We start from the raw sequence: 18,911 nt of genomic DNA on the forward strand, positions 1-18,911 counted from the left end.
ATAGAGGATTACAGCACGGCCATCGATAAGGGGACGAAAAATGCCGCGATCTATTACTTGCGCGGAGCCGCTTACCAGGGGATTGGCGATTATCCGCATGTGATCGAGGATTGCAACGCGGCGCTCAAGCTGGACCCGAAATACGGCGCCGCCTACTCCATGCGGGGGAATGCTTTTAGCGAGATTCAGGATTACCAGCGCGCGGCGGATGATTTCAGCGCGGCCCTCAAGCTGGATCCGAAAGACGCCGAGATTTATTACAACCGCGGGTTTAACTATTGGATCATGGGCGATACCAAGCGGGCGATTGCGGATTATAGCGCGGCGCTCAAGCTGGGGGCGAAGGAGGCAAGAATCTACTACTTCCGGGGCGCCGCCTACCGCGACCAGGGGGATAACAAACATGCGGTCGAGGATCTTAGCGAGGCGATCAAGCTGGACCCGGAACGCAGGATCGCCTACAGCACACGGGGGAACGTCTACAGCGCCCTTGGCGACAAGAAAAAAGCGATAGAGGATTACAGCGCGGCGATCGCGCTGGATGCCTCGGATGCCGCCACCTTCATCGCGCGCGGCGATCTCTACTTCGCCCTTGGCGATAACCAGCGCACGATCGAAGACCACAGCGCGGCGATTAAGCTGGATCCGAAGAATGCGGAAGCCTACGTCAGCCGGGGGAATGCCTACGGCGCCCTTGGCGATACCAAACGGGCTATAGAGGATTATAAAGCTGGGGCGCGCCTCGACCATAAACCCGCACAGGAATACCTGACATCCCAAGGTGTCAAGTGGTAGCACGTTTCCTAAATTATAATCTCGTATTATCGCTTCAATTTTATCGGCACCATTTTTAAAGCTTTCATAGCGCTCTCCTTTTCAATCTGGGAGCAGGGAAAAGGAACAGCCCGTTGGGCTGATGAAGGACAGCAGTGTCCATCCCACCGAGAGGGAGGTGCTTGGGGAAAGAGAGCTTTGAGAATATGTCTGGCTCCCCGCGTGCGCGGGTATGACACGGGAGGCAGGCCCACCGAGATCTGTAGCTCCCCCTCCCTGATTGGTAGGCGTTTCCTTCGTTATGCCCCCAATTGAGGGGGTTGCCGTCAAATGTTTGTCGCCCGCTTAAATGTTAACCCGTTGTAATTGCTGATATTTCAAAAATATTTTTCTCGCAAGGCATGACCATTGCACTGAAATAGTCAAATAACCGGCGTAAATTTATTTAGAGGGATAAACAGGGCCATGAGGCAAATGTCATCGAATGTAAAGCGCCTGCCTGAAAGGGAAATGCCGTTAGATGTAAAGAACCTGCCTGATCTGGCCCTGAAGCTGGTGGAAAATGCGGCGGAAGGCATCCTGATAACCAAGAAAAACGGCGCCATTGTTTATGCCAACAACGCGTTTCTCCAAATATCCGGTTATTCCTTTGAAGAAACTCTCGGCAAAACACCGCGAATGCTGCAATCCGGAAAACACGGCCGCGAATTTTACCGGGAGATGTGGGACGACCTCAGCTTCAAGGGCGCGTGGCAAGGCGAAGTGTGGAACAAGCGCAAAGATGGCAACATTTATCCCCAGCGGATGTCCATAACTGAATTGGGGAATCCCGAGAACGGGGGAGAGGTTTACTACGCCTCCATGGCTCATGACTTGACGCAGGTCAAGCATAATGAAGAGGAATTGCTGCACCGGGCGTACCACGACGCGCTGACCAAGCTCCCCAACCGGCACCTGTTCATGGACCGCCTGGAGCAGGTGGTCAACCGCGCCGGACGCAAGCGGCTGAAGTTCGCCGTGATGTTTATCGACCTGGACAATTTCAAGAATATCAACGACAGCCTGGGGCACCACATCGGTGACATTCTGCTGAAGGAAATTTCCCGGCGGCTGGTTCACTGCGCGCGGGACGTGGACACGGTTTCGCGCATCGGCGGCGATGAATTCACCATCATTCTGGAGGCGGTGGAAAAGGAAGAGGATATCGGCATTGTCGCCTCGCGCATCCGGAAGCGGATGGCGGAGCCTTTTTCCCTGGACGGGAACGAATTCTATATCACCGTCAGCATCGGCATAGCGATTTACCCCGAAAACGGCGAAACCGCCGCGGGCCTGCTGAAGAACGCCGATTTGGCGATGCACCATGTAAAGGAAATGGGGAGGAACAACTTCCACTACTTCACGGAATCGCTGAACAGGAAAGCCATCAACCGGATGGAGATGGAAATCCAGCTCCGCAAGGCGATAAAGAGCAGGGAAATGACCGCCCACTACCAGCCCAAGATCGATCTGCGCACCGGCAAAATCATCGGGATGGAGGCGTTGGCCCGCTGGCCGGAATCCATCGGGAAATTCGGCGGACCGGCGGAGTTCATCCCCATCGCGGAGCAGACGGGGATGATCGTCGAGATGGACACCCTCATCATGGAAAAGGCGTGCAAGTTCACAAAAGAGATGAAGAGGATGTTCAACGGCAAAGCCGAATCACTCAAGGTCTCCGTCAACCTGTCGACCAAGAACCTCGACAGCCTGGACATCCTGAAAAACCTCATCGCCATCGTCGGCGATTCCGGGCTGGACCCAAGGGATGTCGAACTGGAGGTTACCGAAAGCATTATCGTCCGCAACGTCGAGTCCGCGATAAACATCCTCAATTCGCTCAGCAAGCACGGTTTTTCCATTTCCATCGACGATTTTGGCACCGGCTACTCGTCGCTTTCCTATCTGACGAAGTTCCCCATCAGCATGTTGAAAATAGACAAATCGTTTGTGGACAACCTGGCGATGGAGCCGAATGCGCGCGCCATCGCCAAGGCCATCGTATCCATGGCGCACGGCATAAACATACAGGCGATAGCCGAAGGGGTGGAAAATCCGGAACAGCTGGCTTTCCTCCGCGGCATAGGATGCGACCAGTTGCAGGGGTATCTGTTCAGCAAACCCCTTTCCGAAGACGGGATGATGGATCTGATACAATCCGGCAGGATGCTGCCGTGCCAATGAAGGCCTTTTATTTCCTTCCGAACAGCCAGAAGAGAAGGGTGAGGGCGAGCGAGATGATAATCGAGGTGGCGAGCGGGAAGTAGACGGTGAAGCTCTCCCGCTTGATCACGATGTCCCCCGGCAGGCGGCCGAGCCACGGCAGCTTGTTGCCCAGCAAGAGCAGCGCCACGCCGATGGCGGCTATCAGCAGACCAACGCCGATCAGCATTTTGGCGATTGGCGTTGCGTCACCCATTGTCGGCGGGGCCGGGAGCGGGCGCGCCGTCATCGGGCGCGGTATCAGGGGACGGCGCGGTATCGGCATCAAGCACGGCAACGGCGGCATCGGCGGACGACATCGTTTGGGTCTCGGCATTGGAATCAACCGTTGGGGCGGCTGGGGCAGGCGCCGCGCGGGGGTGGATAAATACCGGAGTCATCTCGACGACATCCCAATAGCGCCCCTGAGCGCTCCCACGCTTCGCCAGTTCGGCAACGATGAGATCCAGGTTTTCTTTCTTCATCAGGGTCCAGTCCGGCCCCAGCAGGCGGTCATCCGGCGCTTCCCCCACAATGCGGTGCAGCACGGTATCCGGGGGAAGCATCTCGATGAAATCGCACGCAAGGCTTACATATTCCTCGCGGCCGATCATCGGCAGCGTCCCTTCGTTGAACTCCTGTTCGAAGCGGCAGCCGCGCAGCACATAGAAGTGGTGGATGTTCATCCCCTCGAATCCCATGCGGGATATGACCCGCATCGTTTCGCGCATCATCGCGGGCGTTTCGCCGGGAAGGCCGAACACCACATGCGGCGCGATGTGCATCTTGGTTCCCATGAGGGCCATCACATTGTCGCGCGCTTCGGCCCAGCGCAGGCGCATGCCGATCCGCCGCAGCGTTTCGTCGTGCGTGCTGTGCAGCCCCAGTTCCAGCCAGGTGAACATCTGTTTCGACACGTTGCGCAGGAAGCGGGTCATCTCCGGCGTGAGGCAATAGGGGCGCGTCGTGATGTTCAGCCCGATCACCTCGTTATCCACCGCGATCTCGTCCACCGCCGACTGGATGCTCTCCAGGGAGGTCAGCACCCCCGGCGCGGCGTGGATGTGGGCGATGAACTTGCCGAACTTGAAACGCTGCCGCACCCGCTCCTTGGCGGCGGCCAACTGGGCGCCGACGGAAGTGGAGATCATTTCGTCCGGCGGCGCGGCGATGGTGCCGCCCGCGCAAAGCGAATAGCCCCCCTCCACGATGGTGCCCACGGTGGGTATCTGTACGGCTATTTTATGCACACGTTCGTCAAAGACCTTCTTCAGGTGTTTGCCGAGCGAATAAAACCTGTCTTCAGGCATTGTTATTCCCCTTTGGTTTCCACTTTATAGGCGTTGAGTTTGTTGCGCAAGGTGCGTATCGATATGCCCAGCATGTCGGCCGCCTTGGTGCGGTTGTTTCCCGCTTTGTCCAGCGTGCCGAATATCAGCCGCCGTTCCATTTCTTCCACGGTCATGCCGGGCTCCATGTACGGCGCGGCCCCCTTGGGCATTTCGCGCGGGCCGCCCGATGCGGGCCGCGCCGGCGGCGCTTCGTCGCCCGCGGGGAGCATGAAGAGATCGGCCGGGCCGACCTTCCCGCCCCGCGCCAGCAGGACGGCGCGCTCCATCACATTTTCCAGTTCGCGGATGTTGCCGCGCCACCGGCATTTTTGCAAAATGTCCATCGCCTCCGCGGTGAGGCCGGTCACGTTTTTTCCCGCTTCGGCGGCGAAGCGGGCGGCGAAGTATTCGGCCAGCGGCTGGATATCCTCCTGCCGCTCGCGCAGCGGCGGAATCACCAGCGGAATGACGTTCAGGCGGAAGTAGAGGTCTTCCCGGAATTTTCCCTGCCGGACAAATTCCTCCATCCGCCGGTTGGTGGTGGCGATCACCCGCACGTCGACGGCGACGGGGGCGGTTCCCCCCACGCGGTCGATCTCGCGCTCCTGCAGCACGCGCAGCAGTTTCGCCTGCACGGCGGGATCCATCTCGGATATTTCGTCCAGCAGGATGGTGCCGCCGTCGGCAAGCTCGAATTTGCCCGCTTTGCGGGCCATCGCGCCGGTGAAGGCCCCCTTCTCGTGGCCGAACAGCTCGCTCTCCAGCAGGGTTTCGGGAATCGCCGCGCAATTGATGGCCACAAAAGGGCCGTGTGCGCGGTCGCTCTTTTGGTGGATGAAACGGGCCAGCAGCTCTTTGCCGGTGCCGCTTTCCCCCTGAATGAGCACCGATGCGCGGGACGCGGCCGTCCGCTCCGCCATTTCGAGCATCTCCAGCATTTTTTTGTTTTTGGTGACGATGGGGCGCTCTTTCGCGCGGGTGGCGCGGGCCGCGGGGCGGGGCGCGGCGGGGGCTTTGACGGTTTCCGCCCCTTCGCCTTCCAGCAGGCGCTTCACCGTTTTTTCCAGCGTGTCGGCGGAAAACGGTTTCAGGAGATAGTCGGCCGCTCCCTTGCGCATCGCTTCCACGGCGGTTTCCATGGTGCCGTATGCGGTGATCAGCACCACCGGCAGGGCGGGACGCAGCGCCTTGATCTCGTCCAGAAATTCGAGGCCGCTTTTTTTGGGCATGCGGATATCGGTAACGACGAGACGGAACTCCCCCATCTCCAGCTTCATCAGCCCGGCCGCGGCATCCGCCGCCGGCTCCACGCTGTAGCCGGCGCGCTCCAGCGCTTCGCACAGCGCCTGGCGCATGTTCCCGTCGTCGTCCACCACCAGTATGTCGGTCATATTTCCTTTGGGTAAAGGTTTTCCCGCTTTCTTCCGTGAATAAAGCGGGGTAAACGCGGCACTATCCCCCCGGGGCCGTGCCGGGAAATATTGTACTACTATGCGGGGCCGCATGGTTATCCACATTTGAAAGAAGGGACATCCCGGCGGGGCCGGCCTCTCCCTGTCATGCCGGTCTTGAACCGGCACCCAGAAATATTTTCAAAGCTTTCTCCATCGCTCCATAGGCTCATTGGACATGTTGGAGAGGGTGGATCAATTCGAAAGAGGGAATGGAGGGAGCTTTGAAAAAATGCATGGGGATGACAAGAAAATAAAAAAGCCCGCCGGGCAAACGGCGGGCCTGTATCGGGCGCGTTGCGTCCCGTTAGACTTCGTACGCCTCTTGATGGTGGGCCGGAATTTCGCGGGCCACCACGAACGAATCCCCGACAATTTTCCGGTATTCATCGAAAACATGGTCTTCCAGCTGCTTGCGGAAGCCGCTGTTGATGGGGTGGGCTATGTCCTGGTATTTGCCGTTTTTACGTTTGCGGCTGGGCATCGATACAAAAAGGCCGTTTTTCCCCTCGACGATCTTTATGTCCTTGATGACCAGCGCATTTTCGATTGTCAATGAAACGTAGGCTTTAAGGCGTTCGTCCTCCACCGTCCGGATCACAACTTCCGTTATCTCCATTATTGTCCTCCCAGAAAAGAAGCCGCATGCTGCATATCCCCTTTTGGCGATGTTACCCTGCACCACCAAGGCCGCCGTGAAAGGGCGCGCTGCGCCGCCAATGCTTCCCGCCGGCTACTGAACAAAGCGAATACCGTACTCCCGCTCCCCGACACCATCACCCCTTTCCCGCCGGAGTCGATCAATTCGCGCTTGATCCGATTCACCACGGGCCACGTTTCCAGAACGGCGTCTTCGAGGTCGTTCTCCAGAAACCGGACCGTATCTTTCAGTAAAAACCCCTTTTTATTGAAGATAGGATTCATTCTAAGTACGGTTGGTTTTTTTGTCAAACGTTCGTCATAAAGGCGATATACCATCGGGGTGGGTATTTTTACGCGCGGCTTCACCAGCAGGATGTGGAAGTCCGCCGCGGGGGGCAGGGGAGTAAGCCTGTCGCCAATGCCGGTGGCCCACGCGCGGGGGGCGGTCAGAAAAAACGGCACGTCGGCCCCCAGCCCCGCCGCCAGTCCGCGCAGACGTTCGGGGGAGAGCCTGCAATGCCAGATATGGTTGAGCGCCATCAGCGCCGTGGCGGCGTTCGAGCTGCCGCCGCCCAATCCCGCGCCGCTGGGAATCTCCTTTTTCACCTCGATGCGCACGCCCGGCAGGCCGGGGCGCCAGAGAAGCTGCGCGGCGCGGTAGACGAGGTTCTTTTTTTCCGGTATCGAGCGGTCCGAGCAGATCACCCGCACACGCCCCGACGGGTCGGGGCTGAAGGTGAGCGTATCGGCCAGTTCCAGCATCTGAAAAAGGGTGGCCAGCGTGTGATAGCCGTCCTTGCGTTTGCCCGTAACCTTGAGGACGAGGTTTATTTTCGCCGGGCTTGCCACCGAGAGTTTTTTAAACATCGCGGCGGCCGGCGCGTTCCTTTTCCTCCAGCCGGTTTTTCAGCAGCCCCACTTCCTGCACCAGCGCTTGCACCAGCTCCGAAAGACGGGTGATGGCGACGCTCATGCCGAGCAGCAGCGTCAGCAAGAGGAAAATGAAAAAGACGATGATGGCGTTCGAGGTGAGGCCGAAGCCGAGCAGGTGCGCCAGCGCATCCAGCCAGCCGGAGAAAAGCGCGGCCGCCAGCGACGCGAAGCCGGTGAAAAACCAGGTGAGGGCGTAGCTCTCCTTCAGCCGCTTGCGCCGGACCAACTCGAAAATAATGCCGATGAAACCGAGCGACACGAGAATCGAAATAATCCGCAGTTCCGCGTTCATCCTATCTCCTTAACCGTTGCACCAAAAGGCCGATGGATACTTTTACCACATAATAAAGCCCGGCAAACAGCCCGATGCTCGATACCCCCCCTTGCCGTCCGCGCATGACCACCGGCACCTCCGCGATGCGGCAGCCGTGCCGCGCCAACAGCACCAGCGCTTCCGGCTCGGGGTAGTCAAAGGGGTAGTCGGCGGAATAAATTTCAATCACCCGCCGGTCGGCCGCGCGGAAGCCGGAGGTCACGTCCCACACCCGCACGCCGGTGAGCAGCGCGATCAGGTGCGAGAAATAACGGATCACCTGCCGCCGCACGAAGAGCGATTTGAATCCCTCCATGTCCGCGTCGACGAAGCGGGAGCCGACGACAAGATTGTTCCCTTCCGTCAATCCGGCCAGTAACTGTGGAATCTGCCGCGCGGGGTGCTGTCCGTCGCCGTCGCACTGCACGGCGGCCTCGAACCCGTTGCGCGCGGCGAACTTGTAACCGGTCTGCATCGCCACGCCGATCCCCATGTTCACCGGCAGGTTCACCACCCGCACACCCGCGTTTTTCGCCGCCGCGCCAGTGCCGTCGGCGCTGCCGTCGTTCACCACCAGGATATTTTCCGGCGGGAAGTGACGCTTGAGTTCCGCCAGCGTGGCGGGAAGGGCCTGTTCCTCGTTATAGGCCGGTACGATGATAAGCGTTCTGTTTTCCATGTCAGCTTGCGTTTATGTAGCCGCGTAAAAAATCCTTCAACCCCTTTGCCGTATCGGCATCCCCCGCCGATGCTTTACCGGCGCGGCGCAGCGCCGCCAGTTCTTTTCCGATGGCCGATTCCTCCAGCGCCACGGCGATGCCGGGGCGCGGATTTTTGATCAGCTCGCGGGCTATCTCAAGCTGGTGGTCGTTGAAGTGCTCGCCGTTCGCGGCGCGGCGGGGGCAGATCACCAGCGGCGTGCCATGCGCGCGGCAAGCGATCACCGTGCCGATGCCGGCGTGCGCCACAACCGCCGTGGCGGCGCGTATCATTTCTTCCGCCTTGTCATAGGGGAAAAACGGCTCCCCTTTCGCGTGAACCGGGCGGCATTGCGAAACGCCGGTCTGCATCACCACCTCTTCATCCAGTTCCGCCGCCAGCCGGTCCATTGCGGTTAGCAGCCGGTCAAACGGCTGGTCGTGATTTCCCACCGTCACATAGATCATCAGATCAGCCCTCCCCTATAAAGCGCGCGCGGGCCGTATTTCGCCAGCAACGGTTCCCACTGCACGAGGAAGAGGTCGGTTATGGGATAGACGATGCGCCCGGTGAGCGAGGGGGTGGAAACCTGCGCGCTGCACTCCAGATATATGAGGCGGCAGCCAAAAAAGAACTTGGCAATATAAAAAACGGGAATGGCGATCTCGGCCCCGGTGGAAAAGATTATGCCGGGCCGCTCTTTCCAAAGAATGCCGAACACCTCCGCCCAGACGGTGAAAACGCGCAGCGGGTTATCGTGGAATTTTTTAATGCGGTGCGCGGGGGAAAGGCCGGCGGATGACGCCCCCTCATAGGTGATGAAGAAGGTGTCGTGTCCCTCGAACACTCCGCGCAGCGCGAGGATTTCGGTCAGATGTCCCCCGTGCGAACTGACCAGCGCTATCTTTTTTCGTTTGCCGTCCACCGGGCTATTTTTGCACGGTTTGGCGTTTTGTTCCGTTACTTTCTTCCACCTCCGGGGGAACGTACATGCTGGAGAGCATGTACTCACCGAAAAAATGATTCTTTAGGTGGGTACGGACTTTAGTCTGTACATTGGCGCAAAGCGCCAACTGCGGGTTTTCCCGCTTTGTTCCGTGAACAAAGCGGGATAAGCTTTTCATCATGGGCGGGCAAAAAGAAACTCAAAAGGAATGGTACAACGACAACAGGGCGCGCTGCTCGCTCGACCTCAAAGGCCTCAACAACGAAGTACACCTCTCGCGGTTCCGCGCGGTGCTCCCCTCCGGCGTCCGGTTCGACGATTCGCTGGAGGTAGGATGCGGCGACGGCTGGTACAGCGCGCGCCTGCGGCCGCGCATCGGCGTGGACATCTCATTCAACAGCGTAAAACAATTCGAGGGTCTGCGGACGCGCCTGATGGTGGCGGATGTGGAAAACCTGCCGTTCGCCGATAACAGCTTTGATGTGGTCTACGGCTTTTCCATCCTGCACCACCTTGAAAACATCGGGCGCGGCCTGAAGGAAATCAACCGGGTGCTCAAACCGGGCGGCTGCATAGCCTTCGGCGGCGAGAACAGCGCGCTCTGCCCGATGAACTACGTCTTCCCAGTGTTGTACGGCAACTGGCACATCGAAAAAGGATTCCGGCGCATATCCCCCGCGAAAGTGTTGGCGCTGCTGAACGATGCGGGTTTTGCCGATTACCGCTACGCCACCGGCGGATTCGCCGTCTACGGCATCAACGAGCCGGTGATGCGCGCCACCCGCGCGGTGGAATCGGTGGTTGAGAAATCGGCCCTGCTGCGCCGCTTCGCCGGTTTTCTCTACTTTTCCGCGAAAAAGGCCGCGTAGATTGTCCTCTACGGCGGATTCCCGTGGCGGTTTGTGCGCGGCTGGCTCCATTGCATTCCGCCGCCGCATATTTATTCCACCACTCCTGTCATTCTGAGCCATCGGCGAAGAATCGCTTTCCGGAAAGAGATTCTTCAGTCGCTAACGCTCCATCAGAATGACAGAGGAGGCTTTTCAACAATCGAATAACATGTTATCTACCGTATGCCGAGCACCTGCTTCGCCGTGAGGCGGTGGCGGTGCAGCAGCATCGCGGCGTCCCACATGCCGAGCCGCCGGGGATTTTTCATCCGCTTGCCAAGCATCTTCGGGATTCCGCGCGCCATATCCCAATAGGCCCGCAGGTAGACCTTCAAAAGTTCCCCCATCGATGTGTTTTGTTTGAATCCGTCGGTGGCGGCGTTGCCGCGCGAAAGATACCACGCCTGCAAAAAAAGCCGCCACGCCGTGGCGAATGGCAGCAGCGGAAAAAGGATCAGCGGGTAGTTTTTAAAAAACACCCAAAAATGGTTCCGCTCCACCCAATAAACCTTTTTCATCGAGAAGCGCCCGAAGGTCATGGAGTAGTAGTGGTGCACCACCGCGTTTTGCGCCAGCAGGCAGCGCCACCCCGCCATTTGGAGGCGCAGGCCCAGATCGCTGTCTTCGCAGTAGGCGAAGAAATCGGGATCGAAAAAACCAACCTCGTCCAGCGCGGCGCGACGATACAGGCAGGCGCAGCCCGAGGCCATCAGCAGCTCACGCGGATACGCGGCCTTGGCCACCGGTTCCCCTTTTGCCACCTGCCGCGCCATACCGTCCAGCGCGGCCCCCATGCCGAGGCTGTCAAAGACTGCGGGATTGTTGCCATCGATAATGACGCTGGCGACCGCCCCCGCGCGCGGCTCGGCAATAGCGGCCTCCACTAAACTTTTCACCCAGCCGGGGGAAGCCACCGCATCGTTATTGATGAGCGCCACAATCTCGCCGCCGCCGGCGGCAATGCCCCGGTTGTTCCCTTCGGCAAAGCCGAGATTTTCCTCGAACCGTAAAAACTTCGCGCGCGGGAATTCTTTCGTCACCAGCCCGGCGATATCCTCTTCGCTGCCGTTATCGACGACGATGATTTCAATGGCGGGCCATGATTGGGCGTACAGCGACGCGAGGCAGTTTTTCAAAAGCGCGGCGTTATTGAGCGTAACCACGACGACGGAGACGAGCGGCGTATCCTGCACCCGGCCCCCTTACATCAGCAGGTCGTTGGCGGAGAAAATCGCCGTCAGCATCGAAACGACGACGAAAGCGACGCCGATGCCCATGGCGAGGATGAGCGCCGGTTCCAGCAGGGCGAGCATCCGCTTCACGGCGGTCTCCACCTCTTCGTCGTAGATGGCGGCCATCTTCAGCATCATTTCATCCAACTGGCCGCTCTCCTCCCCCACCAATATCATGTGGGTGGCCAGCGGCGGAAAAAGTCCGCTCTCGGCAAGCTGCGCGCTGATGCGCCGCCCCTCTTTCACCCCTTTGGCGGTTTTTTCCAGCAGACGCGCGAGGACTTTGTTGGAGACCGTATCCTTGACGATCATCAGGCTTTGCATGATCGGCACGCCGCTTTGCAGCAGGGTGCCGAAGGTGCGGGTGAACTGCGCCAGCATCGTCTTGGTGGCCAGCGGCCCGAAGAGCGGCAGCCGCAGCACGACAGCGTCCCGCTTCACCCGCCCGGCGGGGGAGGCGAGCCATTGGCGGAAGCCGAAGGCCGCGCCGACGGCCGCCGCCAGCAGCCAATACCAATAGCCGCCGATGAAGTGGCTGAACCCGATAAGCATCCGGGTGGAAAAGGGGAGTTCGCCCCCCATTCCCTCGAAAATTTTGGCGAATTTCGGAATGACGTAGACCATCAGCACGCCGACCGCCACGATTCCCGCGGTGACGACCACCGCCGGATAGATGAGCGCGGAGCGGACCGATTCGATAAGCCGCATCCGGGTTTCAAGGAAAACGGAAAGGCGCTCGAATACCTTTTCCAGAAAGCCGCCCGTCTCGCCGGCGCGGACCATGTTCAGGTAGATCGGCGGAAAGCTCCCCTCCTGCTTCGCCAGCGCGCGGCTGAGTGTTTCGCCGGCGTGGACGTCCTTTTGTATGCTATTCACGATGGCGCGTCCGCTATCGGCGGACATCAGGTCACGCATGATGACAAGGCAGCGGTCCAGCTCCAGCCCGCTTTTCAGCAGCACCGCCATTTGCCGGGTGAAATCGAGCAACTCGCGCGCCGCCAGCTTTGCCGTGCGTCGGGGGAAGTACGAGGCGAGCGAACGGCGCTTGGATTCCGGCGCGATGGCGACGGGAAAAAAATCGTCTTTGCGGAGCCGCTCCACCACCGCCGCCCGGTCGGGCGCATCCATCACGCCGTTCACCACGCGGCCGTCCGGGGCGGTGGCCTGCCACGCGAACGCCGGCATCAGAGCACCTCTTCGGCCGTCACGCGGGCCACCTCGCTCACCGAGGTGAGGCCGTCGCGCACTTTGCGCCAGCCGTCTTCGCGCAGGGTGCGCATCCCGGCGCGGCGCGCCTGTTCCTTGATGATGTGGGAGGAGGAGCGTTGGAGAATAAGGTTGCGCACGGCGTCGTCCACCACCAGCATTTCGTAAATGCCGAGGCGGCCCCGGTAGCCGGTGTGGCCGCATTCCTTGCATCCCTGCTCGCGCCATGCGGTGGCGCCGCCGGTCATCGCGCGGATGTTCTCCGGCGCGTTGTAGGGGCGCTTGCACGCGGGGCAGAGCACGCGCACCAGCCGCTGCGCCAGCACACCCGCCAGCGCACTGCTGATGAGGTAATGTTCCACCCCCATATCAAGCAGGCGGGTGACCGCCCCCGCGCTGTCGTTGGTGTGTACGGTGCTGAAGACCATGTGGCCGGTGAGCGCCGCCTGTATGGCTATCTCGGCGGTCTCGAAGTCGCGGATTTCCCCCACCATTATCACGTCCGGATCCTGGCGCACGATGGAGCGCAGGCCGTTTTGGAACGAGAGGCCGATCTGCGGCCGCACCTGAATCTGGTTGATCCCCTTCATCTGGTATTCCACCGGGTCTTCCACGGTGATGATCTTTTTGTCCGGCGTGTTGATTTTGTCCAGCGCGGCGTAGAGCGTGGTGGTCTTGCCGCTGCCGGTGGGGCCGGTGACCAGCAGCATGCCGTACGGTTTTTGGATTATTTCGTTGAACTGCCCCAACTCCCTTTCGGGGAAGCCGAGCGCGCCGAGGTCTATCACCACGCTGCCGCGGTCGAGGATGCGCATGACCACCCCTTCGCCATGCACGGTGGGAAGGGTGGAGACGCGCATATCGATATCTTTGCCGCCGATGCGGGTGCGGATGCGGCCGTCCTGCGGCAGCCGTTTTTCGGCGATGTTGAGCCGCGCCATGATCTTGATGCGCGAGAGCAGGGCGGCGTGCGTTTTTTTCGGCGGCGCTTCCACGTGGTGGAGTATGCCGTCCACGCGGTAGCGCACGGAGACATCGTTCTCGAACGGCTCGATGTGGATGTCCGAGGCGCCGCGCTCCACCGCGCGCTGGATGACGAGATTCACCAGCTTGATGACCGGCGCGCCGGATGCGAGGTCGGCCAGGTGATCGGCGTCTTCCGCCTCTTCCTCCGGGCCTCCCTCTTCGTCCACGCGGCCGACGATGCTGTCCATCACCGAGGCCCCCTTGCCGAAGGCGCGCTCGACGGCCAGGTGCACCGTCTCTTCGGTGGCGAGGGAAACCTTCAGGTCGCGCCCCGCGCCGAGCAACAGCGCCTCGGCCAGCGGGATGGCGGCGGGATCGCACAGCACCACCTCCAGCGTGTCGCCGGAAAGCCGCACGGGGTAGATGCGGTTCTCGCTCAGATAACGGTATGAGATTCCGGCGGCGGCGATATCGAATGTGGAATCGGGCATCTCTTCGGGGCCGAGGCAGGGGATGCCGAATTGCCGGGCGATAAGTTTCAGCGCGTCCGTTTCGGCGATGTAGCCGAGCGCCACGGCGGTTTTCCAAACGCTCCGGTTCCCCTGGCTTTGCGCCTTGGCCGCCTTGAGCGCGTCGCCGGAGAGTTTTCCGGCGTCCAGCAGAGCCTGCTCGATGGCCCCCGCGCCGCTCATGGCGTCGCCGCCCCGCTGCCGTGCATCGATATATCCGGGCCGCGTAACGGCACCGGCTTGACGTGCTTTGCGCGCGATTCCAGCGAAGCGGCCGCCTCGTCGGCGTCCAACAGGTGGATCACCGTCCGCTTGCCGCTGGCGAGGCTGCTCACCTCGATGGAGGTCTCGTTGACCCGGTCCAGCCGGTAGTCGGCGATGATGTCCCCCTCGTTGAACGTCTGCGAGGCGAGTTTCTCCCCTTTCCCGGGGAGCGCCGCCACTTCATAAAAGCGGCCGTCTTCGGCCGGCTGCGCCTGCTTGATGCCGCTGATAACGAGGTCGGGCGCCACTTCGCGCCTGAAATATCTTTTCAGCTCGGCGTCGACGATGGCCAGCCGCCTCTGATCCGTGATGATTAGCCCCAGCAGCTTGAGGTCCGGCACCGGCTCGTCGCCCGATTTGGCCAAACTGTCGGGCGGCGCAAAATCCTTGCGCTGCTTGCGGAAAATGTTTCCCTGCGCGATGGCGGGAGGCACGGCGGCGGGATTTTTTGGGGTGATCAGCGCGCCGGCTGTTTTTGCCGTGTCCGCCTTCACCCCCGTTACAACGGCGACGGGGGTAACGGCGGTTTTGCCGATGCCGTAGGAGAGCAGCAGGATAACGGCCCCCGCCGCGCCGAGATAGTACTTCGGCGGTATCAGGGCCAGCCCTTTAATAAACCGGTTGTACGCTTCCTGCATCATCAGCCGTATAGTTTACCAGCATCCCCCGTTTGTGTGAAACGCGGCGGTTTTTCGACGCTTGGCCGGTTTACCGCCCGAGGGCGCGGCGGATGACCTCGGCGGTGGAGAGCACCTCCACCCCCGGCGCGAAGCGGCCCACCATGTCCAGAAGCTGCATCTCGCACGAGGGGCACTCGGTCGCCACGATTTGCGCGCCGCTGGCCTTGATGTTCTCGGCTTTCCGCCGCCCTATCTCAACCGCGTCGCCGTAGTAGTCCGCCGAGAACGTCCCCGCGCCGCCGCAGCAGCGGTCGGCCTCGGCCATCTCGATGAACTCCACGCCCGGCAGCCGCCGCAAAATTTCGCGCGGCTCTTTCACCACCTTCATCCCGCGCGAGAGGTGGCAGGGGTCATGATACGTCACCTTCAGTTTCGGCCCGGCATGCTCCTTCACCGGCAGGCGGGCCAGCAATGGCCCCGCCAGCAGTTTTTGGAAATCGATCACCTTGCCGGAGAATTTATTTGTTTCGCCGCCCGGCACGAGATCGGGATAGACCTGCTGTAAAACGTCGCCGCAGGTGGCGCAGGAGGTGACGATGCAATCGGCGTCCGCTTTGGCGAAGAACGCCAAATTCCTCATCGCCATCAGTTCGGCGCTGGCCCGGTCGCCGGCGAAAAACGCGGGCGCGCCGCAACAGACCTCATCTTTAACAAGGACGACTTCCGCGCCGCAGAGAGTGAGAATGTCGATGACCGCTTTGCCCCCTTCCGAAAAAACCCAGTCGGCCATGCAGCCGGTGAAATAGGCCACACGCATCGTTTTTTCCCCTTTTGCGGAAAAAACATCCGGCAGCGTCCCTTTGAGGCTGCTGAAACGGAAGGCGGGTATCAGCTTTTTTTTACCGCCGTGTGTCATCTCCCTCATGCCGGGGAAAACCGGCGGAAGGAGTTTGAACAGCGTTGTTGCGGTTCCCATCGCCAATGCCAGCAGCGGCATCAGCGCGCGGTTCGGCAGGATTTTGGAAAAAATGAATTTTGGGATGAAACCGAGGCCGCGCTTTTTCCGCATCTCGTCGCGGGCGGCGGTGATCACCTTCACCGGGTCGGCCCCGGCGGGACAGGCCTCCACGCAGGCCATGCAGGTAAGGCAGTGATCGAATGTGCGGGCCAGCGTATCCGTCGGCTCCAGTTCGCCTTCCAGCAACGCCTTCGCCAGCAGCACCTTGCCGCGCGCGGCGTCGTGCTCCATCCGGCTCAACTGGTACGTCGGGCAATCCGGGTGACAGCCGCCGCAGAGGACGCACTTGTCGATAAGGTTTTTGTAATCTTTCAGTTCCTTGTGCATTCTTTCAGGATAGCCGGATTTTTCATGGTGGAACCATGAAAAATCCGCAAACGCCGATTTAGGGAGATGCTACTGGCGGAACATCTCGTGGCAGGCGGTGCACTTGGTCAAAACGGCGTCGAGCGCCTTGAGCGACTTGTCGGCATCCTTCGTTTTCAAAACTTCCCCCAGGTCATCGGCGCTTTTATGGAAGTCGATGCCCATCGTCCGGAATGTTTCGTTCGGCATGTTGTCGCACATCTGTTTCATATGCGCGGTAAGCCCCAGCTTTTCGTGCGCGGTTTTGGAAGCCGCCGCGAAGTCTTTCGCGCCCATGTAATGAACGATTTCGTTCACCGCTTTCAGGTGCTCGCGCATGTTCGCCTTCTGGTGCTGCGCCATCATCGGCGGCAGGTTGAGCGGCGTGCGCGTATCGTCCATCATCTGGCCGCCCATCATCCGGCCGCCGTGCATCGGCCCGCCCGGCATATCGTGCATCATGTGGCCGGAGTGCATGCCGCCCTGCATTGGTTGCGCGGTCTCCGCGGCGTGGCTGGTGCCGTAGGCGGCGAAAATGATGGCAACGGCTCCGAACAGATACAATATGGCACGTATCATTAAAGACCTCCCTAATGTGGTGTTTCAGCCTGCTCTTGTATAGATGCCGTATGCGGCAAAAGGTTTCAGGGAAAAAAGTCCCCGCGCCGGGGACCGGTCAGCCGAGCTTTTCTTTCAGTATCTTGTTCACGAGGGCGGGGTTGGCTTTCCCCTTTGATGCCTGCATCACTTGGCCCACGAAGAAGCCCATCAGCTTCACCTTGCCCGACCGGTATTCGGCCACGTTGCCGGGGTTGGCGGCGATCACGCCATCAACGATCTTTTCCAGCTCGCCGGTATCCGAAATCTGCACCAGCCCTTTTTCGGCCACCACCTGTTTAGCGTCCTTGCCGGTCTGTTCCATGCCGGCGAAAACGTCTTTGGCCAGCTTGCCGCTGATGGTGCCGTCCTTGATGAGTTCCAGCATCCCGTGCAGCATGGCGGCGGTGACGGGGCATTGCCCTATCTCCAATTGGCGCTCCTTCATGATGCGCAGCACATCGGTCATTATCCAGTTGCTGGCGGCCTTCGGGTCGCTCCCCATCTTGACCACGGCCTCGAAGTAGTGGGCCACCTTTTGGTCCACGGCCATCTGCACGGCGTCGTATTCGGGGATGCCGTATTCCTTCTGGAAGCGGGCGATCTTCGCGTCCGGCAGTTCCGGCAGGGTGGCGGCGATCTCGTTTTTCCACGCCTCGGAAACGCGCAGCGGCACGAGGTCGGGGTCGGGGAAGTAGCGGTAGTCGTTCGCCTCTTCCTTGCTCCGCATCGAGATGGTAATGCCTTTGGCGCTGTCGAACAGGCGGGTCTCCTGTATCACGCGCCCGCCGTCGTCGATGAGATCGCTCTGGCGCTCGATCTCGTAGTCGATGGCTTTCTGGATGAAGCGGAAGGAGTTCACGTTCTTCACCTCCGCCTTGGTGCCGAACTTTTCCTGCCCGAAGGGACGCACGGAGACGTTGGCATCGGCGCGGAAAGAGCCTTCTTCCATGTTGCAGTCGCTCACCCCCAGGTATCGCAGGATGGAGTGGAGCTTTTCAAGATAGGCCTTCGCCTCTTCGCTGTTGCGCATGTCGGCCTCGCTCACGATCTCGATGAGCGGCACGCCGGTGCGGTTCAGGTCCACATAGCTGTGCGCCGGATCGCCCAAATTTTCGCCGTGGATGTTTTTTCCGGCGTCCTCTTCCATGTGAATGCGGTGGATGCGGATGCGCTTGTGCGCGCCGTTCACCACGATGTCGATGTGGCCGTTCACCGCCAGCGGCAGCTCGTATTGCGATATCTGGTAGCCCTTCGGCAGGTCGGGGTAGAAATAGTTTTTGCGGGCCCAGCGGCTCACATCGGCCACGGTGCAGTTGAGGGCCAGCGCGGCGCGGATGGCCTTTGCCACCACCTCTTTATTGAGCACCGGCAGCACACCCGGCATGCCGAGGCATATGGGGCAGGTCTGGGTGTTCGGCGCGGCGCCGAATTCGGTGGAGCAGCCGCAGAATATCTTCGATTTCGTGTTGAGCTGGGTATGCACCTCCAGCCCGATAACCGGTTCGTATTTCATGGGTGCCTATTAAACCGGGGTTCGGGGGGGAAATCAAATTGAAAACGACATCCGCCATGGTTGTTCCGAGGGGGGGGGAAATTTGGCATGGCGAAGGCGAACAGGGGGTGGACAAAGCGGATGCCGGTTTTGGGGAGGTTAAATCCAAAAACCGGTATCCGCCGTCAGGACTTAATTAAAGCTGAGTTCAAGGTGGCGGCGGAGGTCGGAAAAGGTTTCATGGGCCAGTTCTTCGGCGTTGGCCTGATCCGCTTCCAGCTTCCGCGCTTCATCGAGGAGGATGGTGATCAGCTCGCCGTGACTTCTTTCCAGCAACTTCAGCATATTTTCTTTAGTCATTTTTTTGTCTCCTGCACCTATGTATTTCAAGTCCTGTGCCAGAGCGGATAAATGACGTTAAAATTTCCATATCGTTGTT

20 protein-coding genes are annotated in these 18,911 nt (G+C 60.1%); 3 read left to right on the forward strand and 17 right to left on the reverse strand.

Going from position 1 to position 18,911, the window contains the following annotated elements; all coding sequences use genetic code 11:
• Both HZA03_11130 and HZA03_11135 read left to right on the forward strand, forming a co-directional pair.
• The coding region (locus tag HZA03_11130) for a tetratricopeptide repeat protein (protein ID MBI5638512.1) at positions 1-795 on the forward strand (795 nt) is incomplete at its 5' end.
• A gap of 489 nt (positions 796-1,284) precedes the next feature.
• A complete protein-coding gene (locus tag HZA03_11135; GenBank protein MBI5638513.1) occupies positions 1,285-2,997 on the forward strand; it encodes an EAL domain-containing protein in 1,713 nt (570 codons plus the stop codon).
• A gap of 7 nt (positions 2,998-3,004) precedes the next feature.
• On the opposite strand, the gene HZA03_11140 is transcribed toward HZA03_11135, so the two are convergent.
• From HZA03_11140 to HZA03_11180, 9 genes are all read right to left on the reverse strand, one after another.
• Complete coding sequence (locus HZA03_11140; protein ID MBI5638514.1) at positions 3,005-3,232, reverse strand: DUF2905 domain-containing protein; 228 nt, start codon at positions 3,230-3,232, stop codon at positions 3,005-3,007.
• Positions 3,225-4,325: a TIGR01212 family radical SAM protein gene (locus HZA03_11145; protein MBI5638515.1), complete on the reverse strand. Its 1,101-nt coding sequence runs from the start codon at positions 4,323-4,325 to the stop codon at positions 3,225-3,227. Before HZA03_11145 ends, HZA03_11140 begins: the two co-directional genes overlap by 8 nt.
• Positions 4,326-4,327: 2 nt before the next feature.
• A complete protein-coding gene (locus tag HZA03_11150; GenBank protein MBI5638516.1) occupies positions 4,328-5,737 on the reverse strand; it encodes a sigma-54-dependent Fis family transcriptional regulator in 1,410 nt (469 codons plus the stop codon).
• A 367-nt stretch (positions 5,738-6,104) separates the two neighbouring features.
• Positions 6,105-6,416: a septation regulator SpoVG gene (spoVG, locus tag HZA03_11155; protein MBI5638517.1), complete on the reverse strand. Its 312-nt coding sequence runs from the start codon at positions 6,414-6,416 to the stop codon at positions 6,105-6,107.
• Positions 6,416-7,306 carry a 4-(cytidine 5'-diphospho)-2-C-methyl-D-erythritol kinase gene (gene ispE, locus HZA03_11160; GenBank protein MBI5638518.1) on the reverse strand — a complete coding sequence of 297 codons (891 nt, stop codon included), beginning with the start codon at positions 7,304-7,306 and terminating at the stop codon, positions 6,416-6,418. Before ispE ends, spoVG begins: the two co-directional genes overlap by 1 nt.
• Positions 7,299-7,664 (reverse strand): DUF2304 domain-containing protein, encoded by a 366-nt coding sequence (locus tag HZA03_11165; GenBank protein ID MBI5638519.1) that lies wholly within the window; start codon positions 7,662-7,664, stop codon positions 7,299-7,301. Before HZA03_11165 ends, ispE begins: the two co-directional genes overlap by 8 nt.
• Before the next feature lies 1 nt (position 7,665).
• Positions 7,666-8,364, reverse strand: a complete 699-nt coding sequence (locus tag HZA03_11170; GenBank protein MBI5638520.1) for a glycosyltransferase family 2 protein — start codon at positions 8,362-8,364, stop codon at positions 7,666-7,668.
• 1 nt (position 8,365) lies between these two features.
• A complete protein-coding gene (locus HZA03_11175) occupies positions 8,366-8,851 on the reverse strand; it encodes a hypothetical protein (protein ID MBI5638521.1) in 486 nt (161 codons plus the stop codon).
• Positions 8,851-9,309 (reverse strand): capsular biosynthesis protein, encoded by a 459-nt coding sequence (locus HZA03_11180; GenBank protein ID MBI5638522.1) that lies wholly within the window; start codon positions 9,307-9,309, stop codon positions 8,851-8,853. The genes HZA03_11175 and HZA03_11180 overlap by 1 nt, the downstream gene beginning before the upstream one ends.
• 200 nt (positions 9,310-9,509) lie before the next feature.
• Between HZA03_11180 and HZA03_11185 the strand changes: the two genes are divergently transcribed.
• On the forward strand, positions 9,510-10,199 hold the full coding sequence (locus HZA03_11185; GenBank protein ID MBI5638523.1) for a class I SAM-dependent methyltransferase: 690 nt from the start codon (positions 9,510-9,512) through the stop codon (positions 10,197-10,199).
• A gap of 197 nt (positions 10,200-10,396) precedes the next feature.
• Here HZA03_11185 and HZA03_11190 read toward each other — a convergent pair whose 3' ends face one another.
• From HZA03_11190 to HZA03_11225, 8 genes are all read right to left on the reverse strand, one after another.
• Positions 10,397-11,413: a glycosyltransferase family 2 protein gene (locus HZA03_11190; protein MBI5638524.1), complete on the reverse strand. Its 1,017-nt coding sequence runs from the start codon at positions 11,411-11,413 to the stop codon at positions 10,397-10,399.
• Between the two features lie 9 nt (positions 11,414-11,422).
• Positions 11,423-12,637, reverse strand: coding sequence for a type II secretion system F family protein (locus tag HZA03_11195; protein MBI5638525.1), 1,215 nt, complete (start codon positions 12,635-12,637; stop codon positions 11,423-11,425).
• Positions 12,637-14,316 carry a type II secretion system ATPase GspE gene (gene gspE, locus HZA03_11200; protein ID MBI5638526.1) on the reverse strand — a complete coding sequence of 560 codons (1,680 nt, stop codon included), beginning with the start codon at positions 14,314-14,316 and terminating at the stop codon, positions 12,637-12,639. Before gspE ends, HZA03_11195 begins: the two co-directional genes overlap by 1 nt.
• Positions 14,313-15,038 (reverse strand): hypothetical protein, encoded by a 726-nt coding sequence (locus HZA03_11205; protein MBI5638527.1) that lies wholly within the window; start codon positions 15,036-15,038, stop codon positions 14,313-14,315. The genes gspE and HZA03_11205 overlap by 4 nt, the downstream gene beginning before the upstream one ends.
• A gap of 67 nt (positions 15,039-15,105) precedes the next feature.
• Positions 15,106-16,362 (reverse strand): (Fe-S)-binding protein, encoded by a 1,257-nt coding sequence (locus tag HZA03_11210; GenBank protein MBI5638528.1) that lies wholly within the window; start codon positions 16,360-16,362, stop codon positions 15,106-15,108.
• Positions 16,363-16,431: 69 nt separating this feature from the next.
• Positions 16,432-16,959 (reverse strand): cytochrome c, encoded by a 528-nt coding sequence (locus HZA03_11215; protein MBI5638529.1) that lies wholly within the window; start codon positions 16,957-16,959, stop codon positions 16,432-16,434.
• Positions 16,960-17,056: 97 nt separating this feature from the next.
• Complete coding sequence (gatB, locus tag HZA03_11220; protein ID MBI5638530.1) at positions 17,057-18,493, reverse strand: Asp-tRNA(Asn)/Glu-tRNA(Gln) amidotransferase subunit GatB; 1,437 nt, start codon at positions 18,491-18,493, stop codon at positions 17,057-17,059.
• Between the two features lie 171 nt (positions 18,494-18,664).
• Entirely contained in the window at positions 18,665-18,832 is a 168-nt protein-coding gene (locus HZA03_11225; protein ID MBI5638531.1) for a hypothetical protein, read from the reverse strand.
• Between the last annotated feature and the right edge of the window lie 79 nt (positions 18,833-18,911).

This window comes from Nitrospinota bacterium (assembly GCA_016217735.1).
GTDB lineage: Bacteria > Nitrospinota_A > UBA7883 > JACRGQ01 > JACRGQ01 > JACRGQ01.